16 protein-coding genes are annotated in these 18684 nt (G+C 73.1%); 3 read left to right on the top strand and 13 right to left on the bottom strand.

All coding sequences use genetic code 11. The annotated features are described in order from the left end of the window. Positions 1–88: 88 nt before the first annotated feature. From rpmE to thrC, 6 genes are all read right to left on the bottom strand, one after another. Entirely contained in the window at positions 89–307 is a 219-nt protein-coding gene (gene rpmE, locus ABZ857_RS18220; protein ID WP_357044296.1) for a 50S ribosomal protein L31, read from the bottom strand. Positions 308–493: 186 nt separating this feature from the next. Continuing rightward, complete coding sequence (locus tag ABZ857_RS18215) at positions 494–1135, bottom strand: response regulator transcription factor (RefSeq protein ID WP_357044294.1); 642 nt, start codon at positions 1133–1135, stop codon at positions 494–496. 22 nt (positions 1136–1157) lie between these two features. After that, entirely contained in the window at positions 1158–2468 is a 1311-nt protein-coding gene (locus ABZ857_RS18210) for a sensor domain-containing protein (protein ID WP_357044292.1), read from the bottom strand. Between the two features lie 316 nt (positions 2469–2784). After that, entirely contained in the window at positions 2785–4797 is a 2013-nt protein-coding gene (gene rho / locus ABZ857_RS18205) for a transcription termination factor Rho (protein WP_357044290.1), read from the bottom strand. A 413-nt stretch (positions 4798–5210) separates the two neighbouring features. Further along, positions 5211–6137 carry a homoserine kinase gene (thrB, locus tag ABZ857_RS18200; protein ID WP_357044288.1) on the bottom strand — a complete coding sequence of 309 codons (927 nt, stop codon included), beginning with the start codon at positions 6135–6137 and terminating at the stop codon, positions 5211–5213. Between the two features lie 42 nt (positions 6138–6179). After that, positions 6180–7238 carry a threonine synthase gene (gene thrC, locus ABZ857_RS18195; protein ID WP_357044286.1) on the bottom strand — a complete coding sequence of 353 codons (1059 nt, stop codon included), beginning with the start codon at positions 7236–7238 and terminating at the stop codon, positions 6180–6182. Positions 7239–7425: 187 nt separating this feature from the next. Here thrC and ABZ857_RS18190 point away from each other — a divergent pair, with 187 nt between their 5' ends. Continuing rightward, positions 7426–8949, top strand: a complete 1524-nt coding sequence (locus ABZ857_RS18190) for a glycosyltransferase (RefSeq protein WP_357044284.1) — start codon at positions 7426–7428, stop codon at positions 8947–8949. A 63-nt stretch (positions 8950–9012) separates the two neighbouring features. Here ABZ857_RS18190 and ABZ857_RS18185 read toward each other — a convergent pair whose 3' ends face one another. The 4 genes from ABZ857_RS18185 to ABZ857_RS18170 form a co-directional block, all read right to left on the bottom strand. Further along, positions 9013–10674: a glycosyltransferase gene (locus tag ABZ857_RS18185; RefSeq protein ID WP_357044282.1), complete on the bottom strand. Its 1662-nt coding sequence runs from the start codon at positions 10672–10674 to the stop codon at positions 9013–9015. Further along, positions 10671–11786, bottom strand: a complete 1116-nt coding sequence (locus ABZ857_RS18180) for a glycosyltransferase (protein WP_357044280.1) — start codon at positions 11784–11786, stop codon at positions 10671–10673. Before ABZ857_RS18180 ends, ABZ857_RS18185 begins: the two co-directional genes overlap by 4 nt. Before the next feature lie 123 nt (positions 11787–11909). After that, positions 11910–12836, bottom strand: coding sequence for a polysaccharide deacetylase family protein (locus ABZ857_RS18175; RefSeq protein ID WP_357044278.1), 927 nt, complete (start codon positions 12834–12836; stop codon positions 11910–11912). A gap of 81 nt (positions 12837–12917) precedes the next feature. After that, on the bottom strand, positions 12918–14399 hold the full coding sequence (locus tag ABZ857_RS18170; RefSeq protein WP_357044276.1) for a glycosyltransferase family 39 protein: 1482 nt from the start codon (positions 14397–14399) through the stop codon (positions 12918–12920). 221 nt (positions 14400–14620) lie between these two features. Here ABZ857_RS18170 and ABZ857_RS18165 point away from each other — a divergent pair, with 221 nt between their 5' ends. Together ABZ857_RS18165 and ABZ857_RS18160 are read left to right on the top strand one after the other, a co-directional pair. Continuing rightward, the gene (locus ABZ857_RS18165) at positions 14621–15598 is read left to right on the top strand and encodes a hypothetical protein (protein WP_357044274.1); all 978 of its coding nucleotides are present in this window, start codon (positions 14621–14623) and stop codon (positions 15596–15598) included. Further along, positions 15592–15954 carry a GntR family transcriptional regulator gene (locus ABZ857_RS18160; protein ID WP_357044272.1) on the top strand — a complete coding sequence of 121 codons (363 nt, stop codon included), beginning with the start codon at positions 15592–15594 and terminating at the stop codon, positions 15952–15954. The genes ABZ857_RS18165 and ABZ857_RS18160 overlap by 7 nt, the downstream gene beginning before the upstream one ends. Before the next feature lie 55 nt (positions 15955–16009). Here ABZ857_RS18160 and ABZ857_RS18155 read toward each other — a convergent pair whose 3' ends face one another. From ABZ857_RS18155 to ABZ857_RS18145, 3 genes are all read right to left on the bottom strand, one after another. Further along, positions 16010–16825 carry a hypothetical protein gene (locus ABZ857_RS18155; protein WP_357044270.1) on the bottom strand — a complete coding sequence of 272 codons (816 nt, stop codon included), beginning with the start codon at positions 16823–16825 and terminating at the stop codon, positions 16010–16012. Next, positions 16818–16964 carry a hypothetical protein gene (locus ABZ857_RS18150; RefSeq protein ID WP_357044268.1) on the bottom strand — a complete coding sequence of 49 codons (147 nt, stop codon included), beginning with the start codon at positions 16962–16964 and terminating at the stop codon, positions 16818–16820. Before ABZ857_RS18150 ends, ABZ857_RS18155 begins: the two co-directional genes overlap by 8 nt. Positions 16965–17368: 404 nt before the next feature. Continuing rightward, on the bottom strand, positions 17369–18676 hold the full coding sequence (locus ABZ857_RS18145; protein ID WP_357044266.1) for a homoserine dehydrogenase: 1308 nt from the start codon (positions 18674–18676) through the stop codon (positions 17369–17371). Positions 18677–18684 lie beyond the last annotated feature (8 nt).

Below are 18684 nucleotides of genomic sequence, written 5' to 3'. Positions count from 1 at the left end.
GCTCCTCGGTAAAGGCCGTAATCACCAAGAACGCCGACCCGGAGACGCCCCAAGAGAGGGGCGCCCCCGAGCCGGCGTCCTGGAGGAGCTACTTGCCCTGGGCCTTCTTGCCGAAGCGCGCCTCGAAGCGCGCCACCCGGCCACCGGTGTCGAGGATCTTCTGCTTGCCCGTGTAGAAGGGGTGGCAGGCGGAGCAGACGTCGGCGTGGATCACGCCGTTCACCGCGGTGCTACGCGTGGTGAAGGTGTTCCCGCAGGTGCAGGTCACCTGGGTGACCACGTACTCCGGGTGGATGTCGGGCTTCATGTCTCAGTCCTAACGCTAGGCGCGGTCGCCGGGTCGCTCCGTCTGTCACGGCCTGCGCGCATCGGCACACCTGTGATGCGCGGTGCGGGAACCGGTACCGCTGCGGTTCGGCTACCAGTGTGCCAGATCCTCCAACCATCCCAGGCCATAGGCTATTCCCCGGGACCGGGCGCCGGTCGGGCCGCGTCAGGTACGCCTCAGGTACGCCAGCACGGCGAGGACGCGGCGGTGGTCGCCGGGCGCGGGGTCGAGACCGAGCTTGAGGAATATCTGCGAGATGTGCTTTTCCACGGTGCCCTCGCTGACGCCGAGCCGGGACGCGACGGCGGTGTTCGACCTGCCCTCCGCCATGAGCCCCAGCACCTGGCGCTCCCGGCCGCTGAGCGCGTCGAGCCCGGCCCGGCGGCGGCTCAGCAGCTGGGCGACCACCTCCGGGTCGATCACGGTGCCGCCCGCGGCGACCCGCCGCACCGCCTCGACGAACTCGGCGACGTCGGCGACCCGCTCCTTGAGCAGGTAACCCACGGCCGTGGCGCCCGCGCCGATCAACTCGGTGGCGTACCGCTCCTCGACGTACTGCGAGAGCACCAGGACGGGGAAGCCGGGCCGCCGTCCACGCACCTCTATGGCCGCGCGCAGCCCCTCGTCGGTGTGCGTGGGCGGCATGCGCACGTCGGCGATCGCGAGGTCCGGCCGATGCTCGGCCACCGCCGCCACGAGGCCGGCGCCGTCGCCCACCCCGGCGACCGTCTCGATCCCCGCGTCCTCCAGGAGCCGCGCCATCCCCTCCCGCAGCAGCACGGAATCCTCGGCGATCACCACACGCATGGGCCCACCCTATGCATGGCGATCACCAGGTGCAGGGCAGTTCGGCACGGACGACCGTCGGCCCTCCCGCCGGGCTGTGCACGGTCAGCACACCGTCGATCGTCGCGGCGCGGTCGGCCAGACCGGCCAGGCCGCCGCCCGGCACGGCCACCGCCCCGCCCGCACCGTCGTCGCGGACCTCGACCACCACGTTCGACTCACGACGGCACACGCTGACCGACGCCCCCGTGGCGCCGGAGTGCTTGGCCATGTTCGCGAGCGTCTCGGCCACGACGAAGTACGCGATGGTCTCGACGGCGGGCGGCGGCCGGTCCGCGAGCTCCACCCGCACGTCCACCGGCACCGTCGCGCGTGCGGCGAGCGAGGACAGGGCCGCGTCGAGACCGCGGTCGGTGAGGATGGCGGGGTAGATCCCGCGGGCGAGGTCGCGTAGCTCCGCGATCGCGGCCTTCGTCCCCGCGTGGGCCCCGGCGACGAGCTCGCGGGCCGCCGCCGGGTCCTCGTCGAACTTGGCCAGCGCCCGCCCGAGGTCGAGGGCGACGGACAGGAGCCGCTGCTGGGCGCCGTCGTGCAGGTCGCGCTCGATGCGCCGCCGCTCGGCCTCGGCCGTGTGGACTCCCCTGGCCCGGCTGGCACGCAGCCGCTCCGCCTGGGCGCGGAGCCGGGACGGGTCGTCGGCGCCGAGCAGGACGGTCGCGATCGTCGTGTGCAGCCATGCCATCGCCCGCACCGCGTACATGGCGACGACCAGGATCGCCAGGCCGAGCAGCGTCCACAGCAGCGACCCGGGCCACGGGCCGTACTGGAGGCGCTCCCCCGCCCTGGTCTGCAGGCCCAGCAGCGCGGCGAACGGCCCGGTGGCCAGGGTGAGCCCGCTCCCCCACAGCGTGAGCGACACGAAGCACTCCAGTGCGCCCAGCGGCAGCAGCAGGAGCAGGTAGCCGAGGTCCTTCCAGGTGGCCGGATCGCCGAACAGCCAGTCCACCTGGCGCATGACTCCCGCGCCGCGCGGACGGGGACGGTAGGGGTCGGCGATCCGCACGCCGAACGCCAGCCGGAGCAGCCGGCGCTCCAGCTTCGCGGCCCCGCGCCAGGTGAGCACGGTGAGCACCAGCAGCGGAATCCCCACCCAGACGAGGACGGACACGGCCGACACGGGGAGGGCGATTCCAATGAAAGCCACCCAGAACCCACCGAAGAACACGCTGATCAGCAAATACGGCGCGGCGCGCCACGTCATCGGATCGAGGGCGACCCGCAGCGGCCCCGGACGCCCGATCGGCACCCGCTCCCGTAATGACCGGCTGTCCCCGGCCGCCGTCCCGGCGCTCATCGTCGCCTCCCGCCCTCCCGTACGGCACGCGCCTTCCCCGTGGAACGGCGCACGCCGCGATGCCTCGATGGCCTCCGCGCGTGCGCGCTCGCACAAAGCCTGCCAAGCCGGACGTCCGGAGGGAACGGGGCGAGCCCTCACCGGCCCATGGGGGACAACCCGCACCGGGGTCGTCGTGGCGACCGGGGGCGGGAACTCCCCAGGCGACGGTGCGGCGTCCGCCGGCCGATCCGCCCACGTTGTGCGGGCTCGCCGGGGCCCGGAAAGGCCGACGCCCCGGACGGCGAGGCCGTCCGGGGCGTCGGTCGAAAAGGCGTCAGTCGCGGTCGTTGCTGACCGTGGTCGTCTTCACCTGGAGCAGGAACTCGGCGTTGGACTTGGTCTCCTTCATCTTCTCCAGAAGGAGCTCCAGCGCCTGCTGCATGTCGAGGGCGTGCAGGACCCGGCGGAGCTTCCAGACGATGGACAGCTCCTCCTTGCCCAGCAGGATCTCCTCCTTGCGGGTGCCGGACGCGTCCACGTCCACCGCCGGGAAGATTCGCTTGTCCGCCAGCGACCGGTTGAGCTTGAGCTCCATGTTGCCGGTGCCCTTGAACTCCTCGAAGATGACCTCGTCCATCTTGGAGCCGGTCTCGACGAGAGCCGTGGCGAGGATCGTCAGCGAGCCGCCGTTCTCGATGTTGCGGGCGGCGCCGAAGAACCGCTTCGGCGGGTAGAGCGCTGTCGAGTCGACACCACCGGACAGGATGCGGCCGCTCGCGGGCGCCGCGAGGTTGTACGCGCGACCGAGACGGGTGATCGAGTCGAGCAGGACGACGACGTCGTGGCCCAGCTCCACCAGACGCTTGGCCCGCTCGATGGCGAGCTCGGCGACCGTGGTGTGGTCCTCGGCCGGGCGGTCGAAGGTCGAGTGGATGACCTCGCCCTTGACCGACCGCTGCATGTCGGTGACCTCTTCCGGACGCTCGTCCACGAGGACGACCATCAGGTGGCACTCGGGGTTGTTGCGCGTGATCGCGTTGGCGATCGCCTGGAGCACCATGGTCTTGCCGGCCTTGGGCGGCGACACGATCAGGCCGCGCTGGCCCTTGCCGATCGGCGAGACGAGGTCGATGATCCGCGTGGTCAGGACGTTCGGCTCGGTCTCCAGGCGCAGGCGCTCCTGCGGGTAGAGCGGCGTGAGCTTGTTGAAGTCGGGCCGCTGGCGGGCCTGCTCCGGGTCCATGCCGTTGACGGTGTCGAGGCGGACGAGGGCGTTGAACTTCTCACGCCGCTCGCCGTCCCTCGGCTGCCGGACGGCGCCGGTGATGACGTCGCCCTTGCGCAGGCCGTTGCGGCGGATCTGGGCGAGAGAGACGTAGACGTCGTTCGCACCCGGCAGGTAGCCGCTGGTCCGCACGAAGGCGTAGTTGTCGAGAATGTCCAGGATGCCGGCGATCGGGATCAGGACGTCGTCCTCGCTGATGACCGGCTCGTTGCCCTCGAAGCGGTCGCGCCCGCGGCGGCCGCGCTCGCGGAAGCGGCCACGGCGCCCGCGGCCGTCCTCGCCCTGCTGGTCGCCCTTGCCGTCCGCGCGGCTGTCCGTACGGCTGTCGCCGCGCCCGTCGGAGCGGCCGTCACGGCCGTCGGAGCGGTTGTCACCGCGGTTGTCGCCGCGGTTGTCGCCGCGGTTGTCGCCGCGGTTGTCGCTGCGGCCCTGCTGGTCGCGGCGGCCCTGGCCGCCGTCCCCGGCGTCGGCGGCGCGGTCGCCGCGCTGGTCGCCGCGGCCGTCGCGCTCGCGGCTCCGCTCGCCCCGCTCACCGCGCGTGCGGCGCTCGCGGCGCTCGCCGCGTTCGGGCCGCTCGGCGCGGGTCTCGGACTGGGCGGCCTCGGCCTGCGGCTCGGCGACGGCGGCGACGCCGTTCTGCGCGGCGTCGGAGACCACGGCCGGCGCGGCCTCGACCACGGGACGCTCCTCACGCGCCGCGACGGCAGGCTCGGCAGCGGGCGTGGCGGCGGGCGCCTCGGGTGCGGGCGCCGCGGCGGCGCGGGAACGTTCCCGGCGCCCACGGGCGGGGCGCTCGGCGACCGCGGGCGCCTCGGCGGCGGCCTTCGGCTCGGCCGCGGCCTCTCCCGATCCGCCCTGCTTCTCCTGGATGGCCGCGATGAGCTGGCTCTTGCGCATCCGTCCGGTCCCCGTGATGCCGAGGCTGGTCGCCAGGGCCTGAAGCTCGGGGAGCACCATGCCAGCCAGGCCGGTGCCGGAGCGACGTCGCGGACGGGCCGGGGCGGAAGTGGGGGTGTCGCCGGCGGCCTGGCCGTCGGAGAGGAGTTCGGTGGTGTCGCTCAACTAAGGGTCCTTCCCAGGGGTCGGGCGCCAGAATCGTGCGTCCAGGCGTCCCGGTGATGCGACCCGGCGGGACAGACCGGGTCGGGCTTCGCGAATCTCATGTGTCGATGACCCTCGGGATTCGCGAGCGGTAGGTGCCCGGGGGCGATCCCCCGGATTGCCGCCACCGACCAGATGTCTTGGTGGTTCGAACGCGCATGTCTCCGAGAACGCCGCCCCCGGCCATGCCACCCGAAGGTGTGCCGACTGGAGGAAACGGTTCCGGGGAAATCGCCCTGCCCGCGTCGAAGGACGCGAGGCGAAGTGCAGCGATGTGCGAATGACAAGCACGCACCCAACACGGGGGCACCTGGTGCGGCTATCAGCCTAACATCACCAGCGCGCACAGCTATTCCCTGAAGGTCGAAGAAACATCAGCGTGTCTCGGGAAACCGAACGTACGCACCAAGCGGGTCGACGTTCATTGGCTGGATGTGCCAGTCATTACCCACTTCTGGCGCGATCAAATCCTTGGTGTCCTGTGTCGTCAACGCGAGAACAGTCGGACCTGCCCCCGAAACGACGGCGGGCACCCCGGCCTCGCGGAGCCGTCGCACCAGTTCGGCGGTGCGGGGCATCGCGGGCGCGCGGTACCTCTGGTGCAGGCGGTCCTCGGTGGCGGCGAGCAGGAGATCCGGTTCCGGTCTCTGTGTCAGCGCCGCGACGAGCAGAGCCGCCCGCCCCGCGTTGGCCGCCGCGTCCGAATGCGGTACGTCCTTCGGCAGCAGCCCCCGAGCCTCCTCCGTGGACAACCGGAAGTCCGGGATCAACGCCACCGGCCGGACGTCCTCGTGTGGACTCAGTTTCACCATACTCGCCGCTCCCGACTGGTCCGTCCACGCGATGGTGAGACCGCCCGCCAGGCACGGCGCGACGTTGTCGGGATGCCCCTCCAGCTCGGTGGCCAGCGCGAACACCTCGGCGTCCGGCAGATCCCCCGCGCCCCGCCCCCGTACGAGGGCGCGGGCCGCGAGGATGCCGGCGCAGATCGCCGCCGACGACGAGCCGAGCCCCCGGGCGTGCGGAATCCGGTTGCGGCAGCGCAGCGCGATGCCGTCCGGCTGGGCGAACCCCATGCGGTCGAACGTCGCGCGCATGGTTGTGACGACGAGATGGCCCTCGCCCTCGTCCAGCTCACCGGCGCCCTGGCCCTCCACGGCGATCCGCACGCCGGGCGAGCCGGAGATCTCGGCCTCTACCTCGTCGTACAGGTCGAGCGCGAGGCCGAGGCTGTCGAAACCGGGGCCGAGGTTGGCGCTCGTCGCCGGCACGCGGACGACGACGCCGTGACTTTCCGTCAATTCGTCACCTGAACCCTTTGATGGGCGAAATGAGAGGGCCGGTCAGGCGAGTCCGAGCGCGGCCGCGGCGGCGTAGGCGTCGATCGGGATCGTCACGGGCGCCGGGGCGCCGGAGATGGCCCAGTCGGGGTCCTTCAGTCCGTTGCCGGTCACGGTGCACACGACCCGCTGTCCCGGCGTGAGCAGGCCCTGCTCGTGCGCCTGGAGCAGGCCGGCGACGCTCGCGGCCGAGGCGAGCTCGACGAACACGCCCTCCTCCTGCGCGAGCAGCTTGTACGCCGCGGCGATCTGGCGGTCGGTGACGGCCTGGATGTCGCCCCCGGACTCGTCGCGGGCGGCCTCGGCGAGCCGCCAGGAGGCGGGGTTGCCGATCCTGATCGCCGTGGCGATCGTCTGCGGGTGGGTCACGGGGCTGCCCCCGACCAGCGGCGCCGCGCCGCTCGCCTGGAATCCCAGCATTCGCGGCCGCTTGGTGGCCACGCCGTCGTCTGCGTACTCCTTGTAGCCCATCCAGTACGCCGAGATGTTGCCGGCGTTGCCGACCGGGATGCAGTGGACGTCGGGCGCGTCGCCGAGCGCGTCGACGACCTCGAAGGCCGCCGTCTTCTGGCCCTGCAGGCGGTGCGGGTTGACGGAGTTGACCAGCGCGATCGGGTACGTCTCCGCGAGCTTCCTGGTCATCTCCAGGCAGTCGTCGAACGAGCCCTCGACCTGGAGCAGCCTGGCGCCGTGGACCAGCGCCTGGGCGAGCTTGCCCATCGCGATCTTCCCACGCGGCACGAGGACGGCGCAGGTCAGCCCGGCCCGTACGGCGTAGGCGGCGGCCGAGGCGCTGGTGTTGCCGGTGGACGCGCAGATGACCGCCTGGGCGCCCTCCTCGACCGCCTTGCTGATCGCGACGGTCATGCCGCGGTCCTTGAAGCTGCCGGTCGGGTTGAGGCCCTCGACCTTGAGATGGACGTCACAGCCCGTGATCTGGGACACCCGCCTGGCCGGGACGAGCGGCGTGCCGCCCTCGAGCAGGGTCACCACGGGCGTCGTCGTGGAGACCGGCAGACGGTCGCGGTACTCCTCGATCAGGCCACGCCAAGCCCTGAACATTGGTCGCTCCTCCCACGCGCGCACACGCGTGTCACCAGGGGTATCGGTCACCGAGTCTACGGCCAACCGTTTGACGTGCGGACTTCGTTGTCCACCAAATGGACATATTGGGCGCCACCTTAGGGAACTGTCAGCGGGTTTCGCTACTGTGGAGCCGCCCTTTGACCATCGCTGTAGAGGACGAGGATTGGCCCACCTGACGGGCGTGGAGCCCCGGCCGAGGATTCGCCACAACGACTACTCTCCGCTCACGCCGCCGCCCATCGGCGGCTGGACGCCCACGCTCAGCGCGAGTGTCGTCATCCCCGCGCACGGCGGGCAGCACCGCCTCGACCTGACGCTGGCCGCGCTGGCCGCGCAGACCTATCCCGCGCGCCTCACCGAGGTGATCGTGGTGGACGACCGCAGCGATCCCCCGCTGCGCCTGCCCGATCTGCGGCCCGAGAACACCCGCGTCGTGGTCGTCCCGCCCGGCGGCTGGGGCGCCGGGCACGCGATGAACGCCGGCATCGCGGCGGCCGAGGGCGAGATCGTGCAGCGCCTCGACGCCGACATGGTGATCTCGCGCGAGCACCTGGAGGCGCTGTTCCGCTGGCATCACCTCACCGACTACCTCGTCACCATCGGCGGCAAGAAGTTCGCCGAGGAGCCGGCCCTCACGCCCGGGCAGGTCCACGAGGCCGTACGGCACGGCGCGCCGGAGGACCTGTTCGACCCCTCTGCGCTGGTGTCCAGCTCGACCGAGGAGACCATCCGCCGTCTCGACGGCCTGCGGGCCAGCAAGAACCCCTACCAGGTCTGCACCGGTCCGACGGTCTCCCTGCGGCGGGCCCTGCTCGGCGAGGTCGGGGGCTTCGATCCCGAGGTGGTGCGCGGCCAGGACACCGAGTTCGCCTACCGGCTCGCCCAGGCGGGGGCGGTGTTCGTCCCCGACATGGAGGCCCGCGCCGTGCATCTCGGCCTGCCCGCCCAGCGGGGTGAGCACGGCAGGTCGATCGTCCGGCTCGTCGAGGCCCACCTGGCGCACCGGGTCCCGCTCCGCCGCGACCTGCGCAAGGAGCCCGGCCGTCGCTGGCTCGTGCCGTACGTCGAGGTCGTCTTCGACGTGACGGGGGCGGACGAGCGGCGCATCGTCGCGGCGGTCGACGCGGTGCTGCGCGGCACGCTCGCCGACGTCGTGGTGACGCTGGCCGGCCCCTGGTCGCCGCTCGAAGGCGGCCGCAGGTGGGCGCCGGGGACCGGGGCCTTCGACCTCGCCCTGGTCAGGGCGGCGTTCGGGCACGACGCGCGGGTGCGGTTCGCGGAACGGGCGGCGCCGACCGCCGCGCCCGTCCCCTTCCGCTACACGGCGCCCGTCGACGCCCCGCCGGCTCCGGCGCTGCTGGAGCGTGCGGTCAAGGCGATGCTGGAGGAGCGGATCGGCCTGCTGGTCCTGGACCTGCCGGGCGGAGGCACGGCCACTTTGGAGCGGACCGAGGCCGTCGCGCGCGCCCGCCGGCTCGCCGCTCCCGGTGAGAAACCGGCGGACGTGATCGCCCAGACCCACGGCGTGCGGCACGCCGCGGCGAGCGAGTTCGAGGAACTCCCCAAGACCCCGGCGAAACCCGCCGCGCCCGCCGCCCCGCAGACCACCCCGAAGCCGGCCGCCGCCCAGGCCCCGCAGCCGGAGGCCGCGCCGCCGCGCCGCCGGGGTCTGTTCCGCCGCTCCTGACAGGTGCGGGGAGTGGACGGGCAGGGCAGAACCATCATGCCCGCAGGCTCGGGGCCGGGGCGGTCAGGTCTTCTTGAACGTGAAGGGCCGGGTGAGGCCCCGGGCGATGCCACGCAGGCCCCGGTCGCGGCGCAGCGCCGAGACCTGCCCGCGCAGCCCCGAGACCTGTCGCCGCAGGGTGCCGATCTCCCGGCGGAACTCGACGGCGGACTTGCGCCACCGCGCCGCCTCGTCGCGCCACCTGGTCACCTGTCCGCGCAGCCGCTCCACCTCCTTGGTCAGCCGCTCGACCTCGGCCTGCGCCTGCACCCGCTGGCGGTAGGCGGTGCGGGGGTTCATGTACGCCGGGGCCTGCGCGCCGGGCTGGAAGCCGTAGGTCTCGCCGTCGACCCAGTACGTGCCGAACATCTCGTCCACGGCGTCGTCGAGGTCCTCGCCCTCCTCCGCGACCAGGGCGGCGCGGGAGAACGCCTCGGTGCGTTCCAGGCGGGCGGCGGTGACGCCTCCGGCGTCCTCGGCGAGGAGCGCGCTCACCAGCCCGAGCTCTCGCTCGCGCGCCATCGCGACCAGCTCGCCGATGCTGTCCTCCCCCGGCACCCAGCCGGGCGGGATGCGCAGACGGTACGGCGAGTCGGTGTCGGACGCCGCCGTGGCGAGCCGCACGCGGCCCTCGTGGGTGTAGTGGGCGCGCAGCAGCACGAGATCGAGGCGCGGGTCCTTGAGCGGCGCGCGCTGCTCGGGCGCGAGCTCGTCCCACGGGCCGGTCAGCACGACGGCCAGGTCGGTCACCGTGCCGGCCAGCGCGCCGTCCACGGTGGCCCTGACGTCGTCGTACGATCCCGCGGTGGCGTCCACGAGGACCTCCACCTGCGGGACCTTCCACTGCCGGGAGGGATGGGTGCGCAGCCAGCGGTAGCCGGGGACACGGTCGGTGACCAGGGCGTGGCTGACCCGGTTGACCGGCGCGCTGTCGCGCATGCGCATGGACGGGCCGAGGTGGTAGGCCCTGGCCTGCGGGTCGGGGATGAAGACGGCCCCCGCCTGGGCGAGCCGGTAGCCCATCTCGGTGTCCTGGCCGAGGATCATGTCGGGGTCCATCGGCCCGGCCCGCTCGAACAGCCGGGCGGAGACCGACGACGCGCCGCCGATGTGGATGCTGAACGGCCGCGGCGAGCGGGTCAGCCCCTGCGACCGCTCGACCAGGTTCTCGATCCAGGCGTGCGGCTCCGCGGGCTCGAAGAGCTTCGCCAGGTCGTCGGTGCCCGCCACGTCGGCGGGGCCGGGGAGCGGGACGGTGGTGAAGCGCAGGTAGGAGGTGACCGACAGGTAGGGCGCGAGGTGGTGCCAGCGCATGTGCGCCTCCACCTCCTCCGGCTCGGGGACGACGTCGGAGTCCATCCAGTGGATGACGTCGCCCGTCGCGGCGGCCAGCCCGGTGTTGCGCGCCCTGGCCCGGCCCGGCGTCTCGCAGACCAGCAGCCGCGTGCCGCGGGGCCGGATCTCCGGGAGGCGCAGCGGCGGCTCGCTGCCGTTGTCGACCACGATCACTTCGAGCAGGTCGGCCGGGTACGTCTGCCTGGCCAGCCCGGCGAGGGTGAGGTCGAGCTTGGCCTGGTCGGCGTACGCGGGGATGACCACGCTGACCCGCAGGCGGGGCGTCCACGACGACCCCAGGGCGGGCGGCCGGAGGACGGTGTAGTCGTTTCCCCTGATGCGTGGCGTCATGGTGCTTCCAAAATCACACTCGGGCGAAAGCCGCGCCACTGGTTCGCGGCTACTCGCAGGAAGTGGGCGAGAGGAAGGTTCCAGGTGTGGTCGGCGCCGACGGATCGCCGCAGGACGTAGCCCAGGCCGTGGGTGCGGTAGACGCGGCCCCCCGCCGCCTCGACCGCGCGCAGGAGGTGCGCGTCCTCCCCGCGGTCCAGCGGCCCGAAGCCGCCGACCTGCTCGAAGAGCTCGCGACCGAGCAGGATGGTGCCGCCCGCGACGTGGTCGGCCCACACCTCGCTGCTGTAGTCGACGCGGCGGATCGTCGCGTGGAGGGGCTGGAGGTAGAAGAACTCCGGCGCGGTCCCGACCAGTTCCGCCCCGGAGTAGGCCATGGCCAGCAGCAGGTCGGCCAGGTGCTCGGGGCCGTACCAGTCGTCGTCGTCCCATTTGGCGACGATGCCGGTGGACGCCCGTGCCGCCGCCGTGTTGAGCACCGTGCCGAGCGGCGCGTCCGGCTCGGCCTCGATCACGGTTATCGGATGGGGAAACTCCTCGACCGCCTCGCGCACCCGCGCGGCCGGGAACCCGTGCAGGGCGACGACCGCCTCGAAGTCGACGCCGCGCTGGCGGGCGAGCTGCCGCAGGGCGCCGCCGACGTAGTGGGGCCGCCGCGTGGCCATGACGACGGTCACCGGGGCGAGGCCGGTGCCGACGCCCAGGGCCCGCAGCGCGTGCCTGCGCAGGCGCACGCTGTGCTCTTCCCTGCGCAGGTCGGCGACCGATTCGGGCGTGCCGTCGTCGGCCTCTGGGGTCCAGGCCGCGGCCAGGCCGGCGAGGACGGGGTCGGCCTCACGCACCCACTGCGGCGTGTCTTCGCAGGCGAGCGGCACCCCCGCGGCGGCCAGGCCGACGACCGGGTCCAGCGCCTCGGCGGCGGGCTCCTCCGGCCACTCCAGTCGCAGCCCGCGCAGCGGCCTGAGGGGGGCGACGTCCGCGGCGTGCGGGGGAACGGCCAGCGGCCGGCCTCCGATCGTCCAGCGGCCGTCGCTCCAGGACGCAGTGGCGGTCTCCTCGGTGGGGCGGCGCGTGAAGCCGTACGGCGAGCATGTGTCCGTCGTCACCGTCACGGCGTCCCTCCCGCGCGTCCGCTTACAGGATGGTGAACTTCTATCAGCCGAACCTTGTGAATTGCTGTGACCGCCGGGGTCAACCTGACGACTCGCTGTGACTCCGGGCGCGGACGGCAGGAATCACATGTCGTCGGGGACGGGCCACACGCGCCCGCCGGCGACGTCGCCGAGCGTCTTCACGTCGATCGTCTTGGCCTTCCGCTGCCGGGCCACCCAGTCGACGAAGGCGGCGAACTCCTTGGGCGCGGTCGCGTACCTGTCCCGCGGGTCGTCCTTGATCTCGTGGAAGACGAAGATCACCAGGCCGGGGCCGCCCTCCCGCTGGGCCCGGGTGACGAACTCCCGCAGCGTGCGGGCCGTACGCGGCAGGCCGGTCTGGCTCGTGGCGCGCACGGCGGCGAGATCAGCGGGCGGAATCGTCTCGGTGACCGGGCAGGAGCGGCAGCTGTCGGGCCGGTGCAGGCCGTTGATGCCGCGCGCGGTCGTGTAGCCGCAGCCCATCGCGAGCTGCTTGCTCGTCTCGTCGAAGTCGCCGAACGGATAGGCGAACGAGCGCACGGCGAAGCCCATCTTCAGCAGCGCCCGCCTGTCGTCGCAGATCTCCGTCCGCTGCTCGGCGTCGAACAACTCCGACAGATGCGGATGGTGAAGGGTGTGGCCGCCGATCTCATGGCCGTCCTTCGCGACGGCCCGCAGCCCGGCCACGCTCAGGAAGCCGCGTCTGCCGAGGCGTGCGCTGCTGACGTAGAAGGTGCCCTTCAGGCCGCGCCTGCTCAGCATCCCGGCGACGGCGAGGTGGTCGGCCGTGCCGTCGTCGAAGGTGAGTACCACGGTCGGCACCCGGGCCGCCCGCGCTCCGCGCTCGGCCACGTGCGCGGGGGCCGCCGCCCGCGCGGCAGTGCTCACGACCGCCTGTGCGGAACCAGGTACGGCCGCCTGCGCGGGGACGGCCGAGCCCGCCGTCGCCCCGGCCGGGTGCTGGAGTCCCGCGATCGACGCCGCGGCGACGAGACAGGCCGGTAGGAGTCTCTTCACCGTAAGTCGCATGGAGAGAAACTTTACTCACAATCGGCAATTTCTTTGCCGGGTGATGTCCAACCGTGATGAAACGGTCCAGAGCTGGCGCTTTCAGCCCTTGCCGCGTCCTCGTTCGAACAGTGCGACGGTCAGACCCGGCAGCTCCGCGGAGTGCCAGGCCGTCGAGAGGCGGTATCCGGCCGCGCGCACGGCGGCCACCTTGGGGATCTTCGTGCCCGTCAGCCCGGCTTGCTTCGTCCCTCGCCAGACCACCCAGACCCGGCGGTGCCCGGCCAGGGCCTCGGCGAGGTCGTCACGCTCCGCGTACTCGAAGGCCGGGCCCTGCCCCCTGAGGAGCACGTCCTCGGGGAGGCCCTCGCGGCCGTAGTAGACGAAGCCGGTGCGCAGCCGGCTCTGGCCGTACACGATGGCGTCGCCGGGGCGCTCCCCCGCCCGGATCACGCCGACCGCGCCGGGGAAGTCGTCGTAGTGGCCGTTGCGCTGCCGATAGTCGGCCTGCGCGGGCAACCCCAGCAGCGCGACGGCCAAGACGACGGGCGTACAGACCAGCGCGAAGGGGACGGGGGCCAGGCGGACCGAGGCCAGGGCCACGCCTCCCGCCAGGGCCAGGGCGGGCGCCGCGACGAACACGTAACGGTCCACGTAGGCCGGGGTCACCAACGCGTCGATCACGAGCAGCAGCACGGGCGGAAGGACGAGCCAGCCGCCGGCGAGGACCCCCCAGGGAACCGACCTGCGCAGCAGGATCACCACCCCCACGACGGCGAGGGCGAACAGCGGCGGCCCGGCGAGGTCGGAGCCCGCCGCGTGCTTGGGGAACTTCAGCAGCACGTCGGGCCCGTGCGGCTGGATCCAGCTGATCGCGTGGCGCTCGCCCCAGCCCACCAGGGCGAGGACCGCGAGAGGGACGCACCCCGCCGCCGTCGCCGGGACGATCCTGGTCAGGAACGTACGGCGGGGCAGGGCGAGCAGGGCGGCCAGGAACTGGGCCGGGAGCACCAGGACCGAGAACAGGTGCGTGCAGCCGAGCAGCGCCACCGACGCCGCGTACCAGCGGATTCTGGAGCCTGTGGGCGCCTCGGCCACCCGGTGCAGCGCCCAGGCGGAGACGACGGCCGCCGCCGCCGCGAACGCGTACGGCCGGGCGTTCGCGCCGTGGTAGGACACCGACGGCAATACGGCGAACAGCGCCGCGGCCAGCACGCCCGCCCGGGGACCGGCCAGCCGGCGGCCGAGGTCGGCCAGGAAGCCCGCCGCCACACCGGCCGCGAGGGCCGAGGGCAGGCGCAGCCACCACTCGGCCTCCCCCAGCCACGACCAGACATGGATGAGCAGGTAGTAGGGCAGGAAATGGCCGTCGATCTGCTGGACGAGTCCCCACAGCCCGCTCAGCGGCCGGGCCACCGCGGCGCTGTAGGTCGCCACCTCGTCGGCCGACAGCGACGCCGTGGTGCCGGAGACGGCGACACAGGTGGTCAGCAGGCCCGCGAGCAACGGCGTCCAGCGGGGCCATTCCCTCGCGCCCGCACCCGTCCTCTGGCCGGACGTCCGGACCGCCTCGCCGGTAACCACACTTCCCCCTACAGAACTGATCATTTCGGCCAACCAAGGACATCGAACACGGACGGACGCGCGGATCGGCGGGCCGTTATCCGATCGAGTCGTTGCGCCGCCGGCCTCGTGAAGCCATCCGTCCGGGACATGCCGGGCTCCACCGTACGAGATCTCAGTGGGGACTCCTCGCGGAACTGTTTGATTGTTATAGTGACATGCAAACAGTTTGGAGGTGGCTCGTGTACGACGTGCCCCAGCACGACGCCGGCCGGCTCCGCCGGCTGATCCTGACCGCGGCGCCCCCGTTCCTGATCCCGCTCGTCCCGCTGCTGCTCGTCGTCGTCTTCCGGGACCGGCTGCCCGACCGGGCGTACGTCCCTGACTGGGCGCCGGATCAGGCATCCGGCTGGAGCCAGTGGCTGAGCACCCACATCTGGCCCGTGGGGTTGTTCGAGGTGGTCTACTTCTCCATGTTCATGCACTACCGGCGCTGGCCCGAGTTGCAGCGGTGGGTCGCGGCGTTCTCCTTCGGCATGAGCGTCGCCATGGCGGCGACGAGCGGGTTCGCGGTCGCGGCGCTGATCGACTCCGACGGTCCGGTGCCGCAGCCGTCGTGGGCCGGCCCGGCGGAGGTCGCGATCGCCCTTCTCGCGGGGATCGGGGCCTGGCGGCTGGCCGGTCCGCTGCCCCCCGCACCCGCGGCGGTCGGTGCACCACCCCCGGGTGTCCCGGTTCTGCCGCTCGCGCCCGGCCAGCGGGCCGTCTACACCGCGTCCACCTGGCAGCGCCTCGTGTTGCTGCAGGGAGCGGCCTTCCTCGGTCTCGCCTGGTTCTCGGCCTTCAACCTCTCCCGCAGCTGGCCGGGCACCGCCATGGCCGGACTGGTGGGCGTCTTCCTGGTCCTCCAGGCCCGCACCGTGCTCCGCATCGACGGCCGGGGCGTCGAGGTGAGCCTGCCCTGGCTCGGCGGCCTGCGGCGGGCCCTGCCGTACGATGCGGTGCAGTTCGCCTCGGTGCGGCCGAGGGGGTCCCGAACCGGTCCCGGCGGCCTGGTCGGCGGCAGTAAGGGGTGGGGATACGTGAGCGGCCGTGGTCCTGTGCTGGCGCTGCGGCTCACCGACGGCCGGGAGTTCCTCTACTCGACCCGGGACGCGGAGACGGCCGCCGCGCTGGTGAACGCGTCCCTCGCCCGGGCCAGGGGAGCCGCCGGGTGCTGATCGTCGTCGATCCGTCCTCGGCTCAGCCGCTGGCCGACCAGGTGGCGGCCTCGGTGCGCGCGGCGGTCGCCAGGGGCGCGGCGGTCCCCGGCGACAAGCTGCCCTCGGCCCGGGCCGTCGCCGCCGCGCTCGGCATCAACCTGCACACCGTGCTGCGCGGCTACCAGCAACTGCGCGACGAGGGCCTGGTCGAGCTGCGCCGGGGCCGCACGGCGACGATCACGGATCTCGCGGCCGAGGGCGGCCGCCTTCGCCTGCGCGAGGCCGCCGAGGAGTTCGCCGGCGCCGTGCGACACCTCGGGGCCTCCGAGGAGGAGGCCCTCGACGCGGTCCGCAGGGCGCTGGCCGAGCGCTGATCCGCACCTCGCCCGCCGTGTCGACGGCATCCGCGCCGCCGGGAGGCCGGGCCGGTCAGGCGGCTTCGCCGTCCAGGGGGCGGCGGCGGAACCGGCGCAGGTTCACGACCAGGAGGGCCGCGGCGGCGACGGCCGCCAGGGCGCAGGCGGCGAGGACCGGCGGGGAGGGGTCGTCGTCCGCCGCCGCCCGCTCTCCGGCCTCGGGGAAGGTGATCGTCCCGGTGGCCGTACGGCTGACGCGGCCGCTGCGCAGGGTGAGCCGGAAATTCCAGGGCCCCGCGGGCAGGTCGTGGCCCAGCAGCACGGTCACCTGACCCTGACCGCCGGGAGGCAGGGTGGTGGCGCGGGTGCCGCGGAACGGTCCGGCGCTCAGCTCGCTCGGCCCCTCCGACAGCCGCACCTCGCCCTCCAGGTCGACCGCGCGCTCCCCCGTGTTGCGGACCTCGGCCACCAGCCGCGGCTGCCCGGCGTCGGTCCGCCCGGCGGTCACCTCGCCGATCCGGAAGCTCGTCGGCGGTTCGCCGCCCGGGCCCACGTCAAGGTAGGTGCGGACGCCCACCCGGTTGACGAGCGCGATGTTGCCCGCCGGGCCGGGTGCGCCGGGATACAGGCTCACGCGCTGCCGCTGAGACGAGGTGCTGAAGACCTCGAGACGCCGGGTGAAGGTGGTGCCGGGATTGACGTGGTCGACGATGAAGGCGTGCGAGCGCGGGTCGTCCAGACGGTTCTCGTGGATCTCCAGGAGCCGGATGCCGAACCTCTCCGGGCGTTGCCGGTCCGCGTCGCCGGCGGCCGCCGGCGCGACGGCCGCCGCGTGCAGCACGATCGCGAGCAGGCCGGCGGCGACGATCCGAGCCGAACGGTCAGGCAACGGAGTGGTTCACCGTGCCGGTGTAGGTGCCCGCCACGGCCTGGGCGGGAACGGTGATCACGATGGTCGGATCCCACGTGGCGGAGTTGTCGCCCGAGCCGACGCCGGCCGACGGCGCGGCGGCACCCCTCTTGCCCATCTGCCGATCTCCTCCGTCGATGCGATGCCCCGTCCGGGCCGCGCTCGGTGACATCCTGGCCGGTCGCGGGCGTACGTCGCGGTCTTCGAGCCGGCGTCTGGGGACCTTTTGTGATCAGATGACGCCCGCCGGAGACGCGCGGCCCGATGCCCACGGTTGCGGCTGGCCCCGGCGTGGCGACGGCAAGCGGCCGCCCCGGTGCCCTAGCCTGCCGTGCGTCGTTCACGAGGGAGATCGGCCGCACGGCGGCGAAACGACGGCACGGCGACGAGGAAGGCCACATGGTGACGCTCTGACCGCTTGAACCGGTCCTCCGCGGGGCCGCCGCCGTTCCCGGCGGCGGCCTCAGGCGGGTGTCAGGGTGCCGGGCGGTGTCAGGGAGTGCCGGGGAGGCTCCAAGGGCGTCAGGGAGTGTCGTCGCCCTCGACCCGCATGACGCTCGCGACCGCGCGGACGATGTTCAGGTCGCGCAGGTCCTTGATCGTGCCCGACAGGGCGGCGTCGCTGGCCCGGTGGGTCACCAGCACGAGCTGGGCGTCGTCGCCGCGTCCCTCCTGCCGCACCGTCTGGATCGACACGTCGTGCCTGGCGAAGATGTCGGCCACCCGGGCGAGCACACCGGGCTTGTCCGCGACGTCCAGCGACACGTGGTAACGGGTGACGCTGTCGCCCATCGGGTGGACCTTGAGGTCGGCGTACGTCGACTCCTCCGGCCCGCGGGTGCCGGCGAGGCGGTTGCGCGCCACGGCGACGATGTCGCCCAGCACCGCGCTGGCCGTGGGCGCGCCGCCCGCGCCCGCGCCGTAGAACATCAGCCGCCCGGCCGACTCGGCCTCCACGAAGACGGCGTTGTACGCCTCGCGCACGCCGGCCAGGGGGTGCGACCTCGGGATCATGGCGGGGTGCACTCGGACGCCGACCGACCGGCCGTCGTCGGAGCGGGCGCAGATGGCCAGCAGCTTGATGACGTACCCCATGCCCCTGGCCGAGGCCACGTCGGCCGCGGTGATCTCGGTGATGCCCTCGCGGTGCACGTCGGCGGCCGTCACCCGGCTGTGGAAGGCGATGCCGGCCAGGATCGCCGCCTTGGCGGCGGCGTCGAAGCCCTCGACGTCGGCCGTGGGGTCGGCCTCGGCGTACCCGAGCGCCTGGGCCTCCTCCAGGGCGTCGTTGAACGAGGCGCCGGTGGAGTCCATCTTGTCGAGGATGTAGTTGGTGGTGCCGTTGACGATGCCCAGCACGCGGCGCACCCGGTCGCCGGCCAGCGACTCGCGCAACGGGCGCAGCAGCGGGATCGCGCCGGCGACGCTCGCCTCGAAGTACAGGTCGGCGCCGTTCTCGCGGGCGGCCCGGTGGATCGTCGCGCCGTCCTCGGCCAGCAGCGCCTTGTTGGCGCTCACCACGGACTTGCCGTGCGCCATGGCGGCGAGGATCAGCGACCTGGCGGGCTCGATCCCGCCGATCACCTCGACGACGATGTCCACGTCGTCGCGGGTGACCAGGGCCTCCGCGTCGGTCGTGAGCAGGGCGGGATCCACGTCGGCGTCCCGCTTGCGCCCCAGCCTGCGCACGGCGACGCCGGCCAGCTCGAGCGGCGCGCCGACGCGGGCGGCCAGGTCGTCGGCCTGTTCGCGGAGCAGACGCACGACCTGCGACCCGACGACGCCGCAGCCCAGCAGCGCGACCCTGAGCGCCGGTTTGGCTTTACTCACGACCCCTC

It is taken from the genome of Microbispora sp. NPDC046933 (assembly GCF_040644635.1).
Taxonomy (GTDB): domain Bacteria; phylum Actinomycetota; class Actinomycetes; order Streptosporangiales; family Streptosporangiaceae; genus Microbispora.
This window is presented reverse-complemented; position numbering and strand designations above follow the sequence as displayed.